The 11,508-nt window shown below is 68.7% G+C and carries 12 protein-coding genes; 6 read left to right on the forward strand and 6 right to left on the reverse strand.

The annotated features are described in order from the left end of the window. Positions 1-4: 4 nt before the first annotated feature. Complete coding sequence (locus JK358_RS06720; protein WP_201944916.1) at positions 5-1,093, forward strand: class I SAM-dependent methyltransferase; 1,089 nt, start codon at positions 5-7, stop codon at positions 1,091-1,093. 242 nt (positions 1,094-1,335) lie between these two features. Continuing rightward, positions 1,336-1,962 (forward strand): MspA family porin, encoded by a 627-nt coding sequence (locus JK358_RS06725; protein ID WP_232850828.1) that lies wholly within the window; start codon positions 1,336-1,338, stop codon positions 1,960-1,962. Here the strand turns inward: JK358_RS06725 and JK358_RS06730 are convergent. The 6 genes from JK358_RS06730 to JK358_RS06755 all read right to left on the reverse strand — a co-directional run bounded on the left by JK358_RS06730 (position 1,934) and on the right by JK358_RS06755 (position 8,254). Beyond that, positions 1,934-2,731 carry a glycosyltransferase family 2 protein gene (locus JK358_RS06730; protein ID WP_201944918.1) on the reverse strand — a complete coding sequence of 266 codons (798 nt, stop codon included), beginning with the start codon at positions 2,729-2,731 and terminating at the stop codon, positions 1,934-1,936. The two genes, JK358_RS06725 and JK358_RS06730, sit on opposite strands and share 29 nt — an antisense overlap. A gap of 36 nt (positions 2,732-2,767) precedes the next feature. Further along, positions 2,768-3,925 (reverse strand): serine hydrolase domain-containing protein, encoded by a 1,158-nt coding sequence (locus JK358_RS06735; protein ID WP_201944919.1) that lies wholly within the window; start codon positions 3,923-3,925, stop codon positions 2,768-2,770. 97 nt (positions 3,926-4,022) lie between these two features. Further along, complete coding sequence (locus tag JK358_RS39025; protein ID WP_232850957.1) at positions 4,023-5,546, reverse strand: serine/threonine-protein kinase; 1,524 nt, start codon at positions 5,544-5,546, stop codon at positions 4,023-4,025. Beyond that, positions 5,461-6,882: a HupE/UreJ family protein gene (locus tag JK358_RS40280; RefSeq protein ID WP_201944920.1), complete on the reverse strand. Its 1,422-nt coding sequence runs from the start codon at positions 6,880-6,882 to the stop codon at positions 5,461-5,463. Before JK358_RS40280 ends, JK358_RS39025 begins: the two co-directional genes overlap by 86 nt. Positions 6,883-7,089: 207 nt before the next feature. Beyond that, a complete protein-coding gene (locus JK358_RS06750; protein WP_232850829.1) occupies positions 7,090-7,314 on the reverse strand; it encodes a hypothetical protein in 225 nt (74 codons plus the stop codon). Between the two features lie 229 nt (positions 7,315-7,543). Continuing rightward, on the reverse strand, positions 7,544-8,254 hold the full coding sequence (locus JK358_RS06755; RefSeq protein WP_201944922.1) for an LmeA family phospholipid-binding protein: 711 nt from the start codon (positions 8,252-8,254) through the stop codon (positions 7,544-7,546). 191 nt (positions 8,255-8,445) lie between these two features. Between JK358_RS06755 and JK358_RS06760 the strand changes: the two genes are divergently transcribed. The 4 genes from JK358_RS06760 (at position 8,446) to JK358_RS06775 (ending at position 11,485) form a co-directional block, all read left to right on the forward strand. Then, a complete protein-coding gene (locus JK358_RS06760) occupies positions 8,446-8,784 on the forward strand; it encodes a hypothetical protein (RefSeq protein ID WP_201944923.1) in 339 nt (112 codons plus the stop codon). A gap of 149 nt (positions 8,785-8,933) precedes the next feature. After that, a complete protein-coding gene (locus tag JK358_RS06765; RefSeq protein WP_201944924.1) occupies positions 8,934-9,680 on the forward strand; it encodes a DUF7373 family lipoprotein in 747 nt (248 codons plus the stop codon). A gap of 80 nt (positions 9,681-9,760) precedes the next feature. Beyond that, positions 9,761-10,135: a DUF7373 family lipoprotein gene (locus JK358_RS06770; RefSeq protein ID WP_201944925.1), complete on the forward strand. Its 375-nt coding sequence runs from the start codon at positions 9,761-9,763 to the stop codon at positions 10,133-10,135. A 30-nt stretch (positions 10,136-10,165) separates the two neighbouring features. Continuing rightward, positions 10,166-11,485 carry a glutamate-1-semialdehyde 2,1-aminomutase gene (locus JK358_RS06775; RefSeq protein WP_201944926.1) on the forward strand — a complete coding sequence of 440 codons (1,320 nt, stop codon included), beginning with the start codon at positions 10,166-10,168 and terminating at the stop codon, positions 11,483-11,485. Positions 11,486-11,508 lie beyond the last annotated feature (23 nt).

Genomic DNA, 11,508 nt, shown 5'->3' on the forward strand with positions numbered 1-11,508 from the left:
TGCCATGAGCGGCGAGACCGCGCGCGGGTGTCGCGGCTGCGGCTCCGCATCGCTGATCCGGATCCTCGACCTCGGCAAAATGCCTGCCGCAGACGACTTTCCGGAGCTGGAGACGGAATCCGCCGCGACCGAGGCCGCTCATCCGCTGGCCATGGACTACTGCACGGCGTGCGGGCTGGCGCAGCTCGCCGAGGACGACACCGTCACCGCCGAACCGCGCGGGGTGGAGCCGCAGGCGCTGCGGGATCAGGCCGCCGACGCCCTGGCCCGGGTCGCCGCCGCCGGATGGCTGTCCGGCGGCACGGTCCGGGAATTCGGCAGCCCGCACGGCGGCAGCTGGCTTCCGCTGCTCACCGAGCGCGGCTGCACCGAGACCCGGGACGCCGCCGATGTGGTGATCGACTGCTTCGGCATCATGCACGTGCCCGATCAGCGCGCGGCCTTCGCGGTGCGCGCGGCCGCCACCGCACCCGGCGGAGTGCTGCTGCTGCAGTTCCACTCACTGCACGCCATCGCCGCGCACGGCCAGTGGAATGCGCTGCGGCACGGGCATTTCGCCTACTACACCCTGGCCGCGCTGCGCCGATTGCTGGCCGACGCGGGCATGAGCGCGGTCACCGCGTGGGAGTTCCCGCTCTACGGCGGCACGGTACTGGTCGCCGCGGTGCACGGCGAGGCCGAATCCGATGCCACCGTGCAGCGCATTCTGGCGGCGGAATCCGATGTGGCGGAACTGCTCCCGGACCTCCAGCACGCCGCCGACGAGCAGGCTCGCGCACTGCGCGCCTGGCTCGAGGCCGAAGCCGTTGCCGGACACCGGGTGTACGCCTACGGCGCGGCCTCGCGGGCGGTGGCGCTGTTCCATCTGGCGGGCGTGCACCGGGGACTGCTCACGGCGGTCGCCGACGCCTCCCCGGGCAAACAGGGGCGGCGTATGCCGGGCACCGACGTGCCCATTATTTCCCCGGCGGAACTTGTTGCCGCGCAGCCGGATCGAGTCTTCCTGACGCTGCCGGACCTGCTGCCCGAGGTCCGGTCGCGGCTGCCCGAACTCGAAGGGAGGTGGGTGGTACAACCGGACGGGTCACCGTAGGCGCAAACGAAACAGCTTGGCACGCAATGTCGGTCGCCAGGCAGCGTTCGCACTATCTGTGACCGCGATCATGCGAATGCACTCACGCACCGGTCAGTCTGGTGGGATAGTCTCAGCGTGAGGTCGATCACCGGCCAAGGGGGAAGTACGGCGATGTCCTGCGTCCCGATCGCACTGGGGAAATCAATTGCGCGCGTGCCCATTACGCGCACGCTGCACCTGATGAGGGAATGGGAACAATCATGAAGCGCTCCATTTCGCGTGCCGCGGCGCGCACCGTGGCCATCGCGGCCGCCCTGACCATCGGCCTGTCGATGAGCACCGGCACCTCGCCGGCCGGCATCGACTCCGCCAACTCCATCGTCGACCGCCAGGACCGCACGGTCGAGGCCATCCAGATGGACACCGGCATCCAGTTCGTACCGCCGCTGGACGGAAACCCGCTGTCGCGGGAGTGGTTCCACAGCGGCAAGGCCGCCTGGAAGATCTCCGGCCCCAAGGCCGAGGACTGGTCGGGCACCATCTCCGTCGGCTACCAGGTCGGCTTCCCGGCCGCCCTCAACGGGAAGCTACGTTTCAGCTGGTACACCCCGAACCTGGGCGTCGAGGTCGACAGCGATCCCAGCCTCATCATCAACGATCTCGTGCCGCGCGCGGGTGTCGAGGTCGAGGTCGGCTTCGGCCCGGGCATCGAGACCATCGAGGCCGCCAGCGGCGATATCTCGGGCACCGACGGCTACATCCAGATGTCGGGCTTCCACGGCACGGTCACCGGCGTGCTGGGCCAGCTGTCGATCCGGCCCTGGGTCAAGATCGTGACCAGCAATGGCGACACCGTCATCACCTACGGGCCGCTCTGGCAGATCTGATCCGCGCGCGCAGGCGATCTGCGGCGGCGACGGCCAGTCGTAGATCGCCCGTCAGGACCGGGGCGCGGCCCACCAGCTCGGGGTACTCCGCGCGCAGCCGATGCTGGAAGCGCCACAGCTGGGCCAGCGGGGCGGCGCCCGGATCATGCCAGGCGGCAAGGGTTTCCGGCTGGCCGTAGAAGGACCCGAAGGCGCTCATCCGGGCGATCAGGTCCACATGCATGGGGAACGCCGGATCGCCGCGATAGCCGCCCACCCGATCGAAATCGGCGCGGCGGAAGACGGTGGCCGCGGTGGGGCCGAACTCGGCGGGACCACGGCGCACGATCGTGCGCATCAGGGTGCGAATATCGCGCTGCCCCAGCAGATTCGGCAGCCCTACCTCGGTGGCCAGCACCTGGCCCTGTTCGTCGAGCAGCTGGAATTTGGCGCAGCACACCGCGATCCCGTTGTCGGCCATCACCGTCACCTGCTGATCGAACGCGCCCGGCAGCAGGATGTCACCGGGGCACACCACCGTCACCAGCCGGCGGGTGGTCAGTGAGACCGCCCGATTGCGGTTCTCGCCCTCGGGCAGCGGCACCTCGTTGCGCACCACGCGCAGCCGTACGTCGGCGAAGGATTTCGCGATGGTTCCCGTCTCGTCGGTGCTCGCGTTGTCGAGCAGGATCACCTCGATATCGGTGTCCTGCTCCAGAATCGAGCGCATCGTCCGCTCGAGGCCGCGCCCGGCGTCACGCGCCGGGACGCACACCGACAGGATGCCCATCCGCTCCCCCTGATCCCACGTCGTCGAATCGACACATCATGCGTCAGAGCACAGTGCGGCGTCCACCACATCGTCGAGGTCCGCGCCGCGCTGCGCGCCGCCGAACATATCCGGGATCTGGTTCAGGCTGATCACCACCGAGCGGTCGCCGGCCGTGCCGCCGTAGACGAAGCTGCCGTGCATGGTGCCGCCGTGCCCCCAGACATCCAGGCCGCAGGAGCTCACCCGGTGGAACAGGCCCAGGCCGAAGTCGTCGGATCGGCGGAAATCACCGGAGGGAACGGTTTTCCGCATCTCGTCCAGCTGGGCCGGGGCCAGCACCCGGCCGCCGACGAGCGCGGCGAAGAAGCGGCTCAGGTCGGCGCTGGTGGACACCATGGCCCCGTCGGCCAGGCCCCAGCCGGGGTCGATATCGGTGAGATCGACGCGGAGTCCGTCGCCGAAATCGTGGTAGGCGCGGGCGTGCGGGCCACGAATCACCGACTCCGCCGGGAAGACCGGCCAGTAGGTGTCGGTCAGCCCCAGCGGCAGCAGGATGCGGCGGGTCACCTCCACGCCCACCGGGACGCCGGTCACGCGCTCCACGATCTGTCCGGCCAGCAGGTAGTTGGTGTTGGAGTAGACGGCCCGCTCACCCGGCTGCCGGTCGGCGGTCTTGGCCAGACCCATGCGGATCAGATCGTCGGCGGTGCGCCACTGCCGCAGTGCCGCAACCGATTCCGTATCCAGGTCGGTGAGATAGTCCGGGATCGCGCTGGTGTGCTGGAGCAGCTGTCGCACGGTGATGACCGTGCCGTCGCCGCCGGGGCCGCGCACCACGCCCGGCAGGTAGCGCTCCACCGGGACGTCCAGCTCGATGCGGCCCTCACCCACGAGCTGCAGCACGGTGGCGGCGACGAAGGTCTTGGTATTGCTGGCGATCCGCACCTGGGCATTGTCCGGGAAGGCCGCGCCGGTGCCGAGATCGCCTGTGCCGGAGTTGATCTGGCTGCTGCGCTCACCCCGGGTCAGCACCAGCTGCGCGCCGGGCACATCCATGCCCGCCACCAGGGCGTCCAGGTCGGCGTGCAGTCTGCCGTCGAGGGCGTCCGACTGGGCGTCGGGCGTTCCGGTGGTGACGAGCGCCGCCGCCGCGGCGATGACGACCACACCGAAGGTCTTGGCGGCCGTCGAGAGTGCGGCACCGCGTCGCATAGGTCCTCCAGAAAGAGAGTGGCCGGCGAGGGGAACCGGCCAGCAGGACATACGCGAGGTGTGCGCACGCGGTTCTAGATCGATACGGGTCGTGATTTCAGAAGGTCATGCCCGGGGCCGTCCATTCGCTGCACAGCCAGCGGCCGTCGACGTACTCCATGGTCATGGTGATGTTCTGGGTCTCGGTGGTATCGGCCTTGCCCTGCGTGGAATTGACCACCAGGATCTTCGCGTCGAACGTGTAGCGGGTGCCGCTGCCGGAGGTGACCGTGCAGGTGGCGTCGGTGCCGCGGGAATGCTCGGAATCGGCGGCCACCAGGGCGGCGACGCTGGGCATGATCAACTCCGCCTTCCCCTTCCAGGAGCCGGTCGCACCGGCCATGACCTTGGCCAGCCAGCCGTCGCCGTCGTTGTAGTCGTAGGTGGTCATGAGCAGGGCGTAATCGCAGGCGGCGCGGTTCGCGGCCTGCTCGGTCGCCCCGGCGTCCCCGGCGCCCGAGGAGGAGCCGGAGTCGCCGAATCGCACCGCGCCGCTGCCGAACCCGATACCGGCTCCGGCCGCGACCAGCAGCACGACGAGGAAGGCGAGCAGCAACCTGCGCCTGCCGCGGCGCGGGCGGGCCGGTGGCGCGCCGTGCCGGGTCGGTATGACGTCCTGTGGATCCGGACCCTGCTGCGGATAGGTGCTCGAATCGGTCGGATAGCTCACCGGCGGGCCGGGCGTGGACCCGCGCGTGCCGGGCGCTGTCGGCGGACGGCCGGGCTGGGTGGGGGCCACGGCGGCCCGGGTGGTGCCGAATCCCGGGTGGGCCGTGGGTGTTTCGCCTCGCACGAACGGCGCGGCCAGTGCCTGCGCGGCGGCGGCCGCCAGTTCGCCGCAACTGGTGAACCGGTGGTTCCGGTCCTTCGCCAGGGCGCGTTCGATCACCGGGTCGAACGCGGCCGACACATCCGGGTTCACCGCGCTGGGCCGGGGGATCTTGCCGTTGAGATGGCCGTTCACCAGTTGGGCGGTGGTGCCGCCCGGATAAGGCAATTCCCCCGTCAGCATGTGAAAGAAGGTGCAGCCCAACGCGTAGACGTCCGCGCGCTGATCCATATCGGCCCGCAGTTCGAACTGCTCCGGCGACGCGTACTGGAAGCTGGCGTACACCTCGCCGGTGCGGGTGAGCGCGCTGGTCTGATCCAGGGCTTTCGCAATCCCGAAGTCCGCCAGGAAGACTCGCTGCTCCGGCCCCCACTCCAGCAGGATGTTGCCGGGCTTCACATCCCGGTGCAGCACCCCGGCCCGATGCGCGTGATCCAGTGCCCGCGCGGTCTCCCCCAGAATCCGCACCGCGTAGTCCGCCCGCAACGCCCCCTGCGCCAGCACCGCGGCGACATCGGTCCCCTCCACGAACTGCATGGCCATCCACAGCCGCTCCGCGGCGGTCCCCCGCGCATACACCGCAACGATATTCGGATGCGACAGCCGGGCCGCGGTATCCGCCTCCCGCAGAAACCGCGCCCGCACCTCGACGTCGTCGCCCCCGGCACTACTCAGCAGCTTCAGAGCCACGAACCGCGGCAGATCCCGATCCCGCGCGAGATAGACCTCCCCCATCCCGCCCACGCCGAGCAACCGCTCGATCCGGTACCCCGCGAAGACCTCCCCCGCCGCCAGCTTCCTCCCCAAATTCCCACACCTCCGAGTGCGACTCGCCGCCCACCCTAGCGCGCCCCCGCAGCGCCAGCACCACAACGGCCAGGACACCCGCACCGGCGACGATCGGAAGAATGGATGTCCCAATCTGATCCGCGGCGCGGGCGATCGGATTGGCGAACCCGAGCCGATCGAGCGCCCATCCGAGCGCCGCGACGATCACCACCGCCGAACCGCCGACGCGCAGCACGGGCTGCGCCCGGGTGGTGGCCAGCACCAGCAGCGGCGGCAGCGCCAGCGCGACCAGCAGCAGCTGAACAATCTCGATACCCAGATTGAACCCGAGCACGCTGAGCGCCAACTGCCCCGTGGACAACTTCAATTCGGCCAGCGTGAACGAGAACGCCATCCCGTGAATCAACCCGAACACCCCGGCCACCAGAGCTTCCCGTCCCGGAAACAGCGGACGGATCGCATGCGCGCCCCCGACCAGAATCGTCAGCGCGATGAGCGTCTCCACCGGACTCGCCGGAATCTCGATCCGAGTGAGAGCGCTGACCACGAGCGCCACCGAATGCCCCACGGTGAACGCCACCGTGACCGCGAGAATATGCCGCACAGCCCGCCGCCACCGACTGTCGGCGTACCACCGCCCATTCCTCGCGATCAGCACAGCGGGCAGCAGCAGCGTGAACAGAAACAGCAGATGATCGGTCCCCTCCAGAATGTGATGCCCGCCGAGCACCACCATCCCCGCGAACCCCCGCCACACGCTCGCCTCATCGAGATCCACCGCCAGCGGCGGCACAGTCATGGTCTCGCCGTCCACCCGGACAACACCGACCTGCCTGGCAGAGTCATCCCCCTCGACCTGTCCCGCACCCCAATCCTGCCGAACCGACACCACAGCCACATGCGTGACCACCTCACGCATGACGACGTCATACCCCAGCACGAGCCGCCGCATATCACCCCCCGCAGGCGGCGTCAGCCCCGCGAGGACAACAACCTCCTTGTATCCCCCCACGGCCGATTCCGCGAAATCCACACGCACATCCCGGATCTCAACCTCCCACGGCACCCCCTCAGCCGAAGCGACCCGCAGATGCTCCCCCACATACCGCACCAGCCCCTCCGAATCCTCAGCCGACAGCTCCGTACGCACATCGACCGCGATCCCACTGGCCTCCGCAAGATTCCCCGCAGGTATCAACAACTCGGCATCGATCACCCCCTCCCCCACATCGAGCAGCACAGTGGTCCCCGGCATCGGATGCGCCGACCCGCCGATCGGATTGCACAGCACCACAATCACTGCACACCCCAACGCGACCAGCAGTCTCCGTAATATTCGTATCACCGCCACAGCGTGCGCTCCCCCCGCCCACCCCCGGATCGGTCGATCGACCTATCTTCCCGGGGAGACCCGCGCGCGGCCCCCGAGGGTGGTGAGGCATGGAATTACCCCGAGAACATGGGCGGAGTTCTCGAGGTAATTCCGGAACCGGTGGGCTGGAACGGGTTACGCTTGGATTACCTCGATTCCTACCAAGGCGTTCAGGGAATCGCAGCTGGCCCAGGACTGGTTCTGGCCGTATTGGATGGGGCCGTATTTCCAGTAGGTGAAGGGGACGGGCCAGGCTACGCAGGTGAGTTTCACCTGGTGCCAGGTGGGGAGCTCGCAATTGGCCATTCCACCGGTGTTGAAAATGTTGTAGACGTGGCAGTTGGCTTGCCATACGGGCACGTCAGCTTGGGCTACTCCGCCACCAGCGAGCACAGCGCCCGCAGCTGCGGTGGCTACGACGGCGCCGACAGCAAGCCGCTTCGCAGATAGCATTCCGACCTCCTGAATCGATGTTGTGTGGAAAACATCGTGCGCGGAGCACACTTGTTACTTTCGCAGGCAAAAAGAACCTGTCCACCGGAAATCAGGAAAAAAATCGCAACCGGGTCAGAAGTATTCGGTGGGGATTTCAGCGACTGTTCGGGAGGTCGGAAAAACGGACATTTTCGGCGACCGCGGTGACCGAAAGACCGCTGTCGGCCGGCGTGATGGCGGTGAGCCGAGCGCCGAGGGGAAGCTCCTGCAGGGGAACCGTGAAGGTCAGCGAATCACTCAGCAGGGCAAGGGAAATCGTGGGACCGCCCGCGATGGACTGCACCGAGACCGGGGTGACCTGGATGCCGTCCGGCACCGGCGCGACCGTCACCACCACCGTCGCGGGCACCGGAACCGGGATGCCCTGCACCGAGAAGGTTCCGGTGACCCGCAGGCCATCGGGGCCGTTGGCGAGGGACTCCGTTCCCTCGGGGGCATAGCCCCGCACGACGTCGTAGGGCACCAGGGCCGTGGCTGTGGCCGTCCCCGCGACCAGGTTCGAGGCATTCCCGCCGAGCACATCGCTCAGCGGCGCGGACACATCGGTCAGATCGACCTCGAGATCCCGCACGGAGATCGTGCGATCGGTCCAGGCCCCGACGGTGATGGTGACGTCACGATAGGTGCCGTCGATGGCCTGGGTCAGGAACGGGAACCCGCGAATGTCGACTGCCGGATCCTGCGCGAGGTTGTAGCCCGCGGCGATCCTGCGGCCGATCTCGTCCTGCGCCATCGACACCGCCACCCGGTCCCCGACGACGAACGCGATCGCCAGCACAACGATCGATATCAGCACTGCGCGCATGTACTCACCCTCTCGGCCATGCCTCCATCATGCTGCCGAGACCGCCCGGCCCGCGGGTGCGCCACCCGCGGATTCCCGCCCGGACCGGACGAAAAGCCAGGTTGCGTCACGCCGGAATGATCGTGTTAACTTGCCCCGCAAGTTATCTCGTGCACAGTTCTACCCCGGGGGGAACCTTGAAACTCATATCCATGTGTGCTGCCGCATGCTCGGCCGCCGCTGTCGCCACCCTCGGCGTGGTCGTCGCCGCCGGCCCCGCGCAGGCGCAGCAGCCCCGGACCTGCATCTCGGTCGACAACCGCCTGGGCCACGACATCACCGTCTCCTTCGACTACCCGGCCATCGCTCCGATGACCGTCGGAGCAGGCGCGCGGGTCACCCCCACCGACGGCCCCGGTGGCGCTCCCCTGCTGTCCCCCAGCGGTTCCTGGACCATCGTTGCCCCGGGCCAGAAGGAATGGATCTGGGACCCCCACTACCGGGCCATGCCGGGCTGCAACGGCCTGTGGACCGTGCGCCTGCACCCCTGACGCAGTCCCGACGCCGGGCTCCCGATCGGTTCGTCCGGTCGGGAGCCTTATTCGTTTCAGCCCGAATGCCCGGTTCCCGGCGCCCCGAAGACCGACAATGAGCGAGTCAGGGGTGGCCGGCGCGGATTGGGGTGTCGCCAATGTCCGGTATGTCACGCACGAAAGCGCTGCGCGTGCTCTGGGGTGCACTCGGCGCGGCACTGCTGCTCGCCGCATGCGGCGTGGCAGGCACCGCGACCCCCGCCGAAATCGATGTCCGCACGCTGGATGTCGGGTCCTATCCGGTCGACAAGTTCCGGCACGAGCAGGGCGCCCAGGGCAACGGCGCACTGATCGAGGGCATGCGTATGTCGGAGGCCGTGGCCGTCGGCCCGACCGTCGACGAGTCGCTGACGGTCGGCCTGCGCGGCGAGGTCGTCCTCGACGCGAGCGCCGCCGAGATCGGCTACCTGGCCGTCAATTCGGCTGCCGTACTGCGGAATCGGAACATGCTCGTCGGCTATGCCGCGATCGCCTCGGACACCGCCGCACCCGCCGACACCTACCTCCCGGATCCCCCCGCCACCACCGTGATCAACCTCGTCATGCGCTTCCCGACCGAAGCCGAGGCCACACTCACCGCCCGCGAACTCGAGGATGTCGACTTCGCCTACGCCGCCGACCAGAACAAGCGCCTCGGCCTCGCCGACTATCCGGACGCCTACATCCACTGGCGGCCCGGCATCGAGAATGTCGGCGCCTTCATGGCCTACAAGGATTTCGTGATCTCCCTGCTCGTCCAGCGGCCCAGCGCCGACTCCGAGGATCTGCTGGACTGGATCCGGAAGACCTTGGACGCCCAGGTCGCCCGCCTCGACGCCTTCGGGGCCACCCCGCCGACCGCGTCGACCGGCTGACCATCGACCCGGACGGCGTCCTCGATCGCGCCGTCACCGCGCATCGCGGCACCCGCGCCCCGGACCCCGAGACCTTCGGCGTGTACGGCCCGGCCTACTTCACCCACAACGCACCCGATCAAACCCTGGTCGGCCGCCTGATGAGCGACAACGGAACCGACCGCATCGGCATCGTCGACGGCACGGCGATCATGCGCACCCGCGACACCGCGGCGGCCCTCGCCCTGAGCTCCGGGCTGGCGAATAACCTCGGTACCGCCTTCGACCCGATCGCGGGCCCCGAAACCGTCCCCGCGGTGCGGTGTTTCGAACGCGCGTCGGCCGCCGCCGCGGGCCTGCCCTACCGCTGCTATGTCGCCTACAAGCGCTACGCCGCGATCGTCACCAGCGATTCGGAGCAGGACCTGAAGCGTAAGACCGCCGCTCAGTACGCGCTGCTGGCCAACAGCCTGTAGCGTCCTGAGCGGAGAGGGGGATGAACAGATATGCGGGACTTCGCACGTAGCAATGAGATTCAGGCTCGGCTGCACGATCTGGTGCCCGGCGGCGCACACACCTACGCCCGCGGCGCCGACCAGTACCCGGAGGCCATGGCCCCGATCCTGGTGCGCGGCAGCGGGGCCCGCGTGTGGGATGCCGACGGCAACGAATACGTCGAATACGGGATGGGCCTGCGCGCGGTCACCCTGGGCCACGGGTACGCCCCTGTCGTCGAGGCGGTGGCCCGCACCATCGCCGACGGTGTCAGCTTCTCCCGCCCCAGCGAACTGGAACTGCTTGCGGCACAAGACTTCCTGAGCCTGGTCCCCGGCGCGGACATGGTGAAGTTCGCCAAGAACGGCTCCGACGCCACCACCGCGGCGGTCCGGCTAGCGCGGGCGGCGACCGGACGCGAGACGGTGGCCATCTGCGATCAGCCGTTCTTCTCGGTGGACGACTGGTTCATCGGCACCACGGAGATGAACGCCGGCATCCCGGCCGGCCGCACCGTCCGATTCCGCTACAACGATCTCGAATCCCTGCACGCCGCGCTGACCTCGCACCGCGTCGCCTGCGTGGTCATGGAGCAGGCCACCGCGCTGGCCGAACCCGCGCCCGGATTCCTGGAAGGCGTTCGGGCACTGTGTGATCGGCACGGCGCGCTGCTGGTCTTCGACGAGATGATCACCGGATTCCGCTGGTCCGCGGGTGGTGCGCAGCAGGTATACGGCGTGCGGCCGGACCTGTCGTGCTGGGGCAAGGCGATGGCCAACGGCTTCCCGCTCTCCGCGCTGGCGGGCAAGCGCGAATATATGGAACTGGGCGGGCTGCGCACCGACGCCGACCGCGTCTTCCTGCTGTCCACCACGCACGGCCCGGAAACCGCGTCGCTGGCGGCATTTCGCGCTGTCGTCGAGGCGTACCGGACCACCGATCCGGTGGGCAGCATGACGCAGGCGGGCGCGCGGCTGGCGGCGGGCGTCGATGCCGTCGCGGCCGAGCTCGGCATCGCCGACCATCTCCAGGTCGCGGGTCGGCCCTCCTGCCTCATCTTCCGCACGCTCGATCCGGAAGGCGTTGCCTCCCAACCATTCCGGACCCTGTTCCTGCAGGAGCTGCTGGAGCGCGGGGTCCTCGGCCAGTCCTTCGTCACCTCGGCCGCCCATACCGACGCCGATATCGATCTCACCGTCGACGCCTGCCGCGAGGCCGCGGTCGTCTATCGCAAGGCTCTCGAACACGGCAGCGTCGCGGGCCTGCTCACCGGCCGACCGGTCGCTCCGGCACTGCGCAGGCGTGCCTTCCCGCGCCGACTGCCCGACTGAATCGCTCCGCATGCTGTATTCAT

The sequence above is a fragment of the Nocardia acididurans genome, assembly GCF_016741815.1.
Classification (GTDB): domain Bacteria; phylum Actinomycetota; class Actinomycetes; order Mycobacteriales; family Mycobacteriaceae; genus Nocardia; species Nocardia acididurans.

Coding starts and splice junctions, on each gene's coding strand:
- JK358_RS06720 (WP_201944916.1), top strand. CDS start 5: ATGAGCGGCGAGACCGCGCGCGGGTGTCGCGGCTGCGGCTCCGCATCG.
- JK358_RS06725 (WP_232850828.1), top strand. CDS start 1,336: ATGAAGCGCTCCATTTCGCGTGCCGCGGCGCGCACCGTGGCCATCGCG.
- JK358_RS06730 (WP_201944918.1), bottom strand. CDS start 2,731: ATGGGCATCCTGTCGGTGTGCGTCCCGGCGCGTGACGCCGGGCGCGGC.
- JK358_RS06735 (WP_201944919.1), bottom strand. CDS start 3,925: ATGCGACGCGGTGCCGCACTCTCGACGGCCGCCAAGACCTTCGGTGTG.
- JK358_RS06755 (WP_201944922.1), bottom strand. CDS start 8,254: ATGCGCGCAGTGCTGATATCGATCGTTGTGCTGGCGATCGCGTTCGTC.
- JK358_RS06760 (WP_201944923.1), top strand. CDS start 8,446: ATGTGTGCTGCCGCATGCTCGGCCGCCGCTGTCGCCACCCTCGGCGTG.
- JK358_RS06765 (WP_201944924.1), top strand. CDS start 8,934: ATGTCACGCACGAAAGCGCTGCGCGTGCTCTGGGGTGCACTCGGCGCG.
- JK358_RS06775 (WP_201944926.1), top strand. CDS start 10,166: ATGCGGGACTTCGCACGTAGCAATGAGATTCAGGCTCGGCTGCACGAT.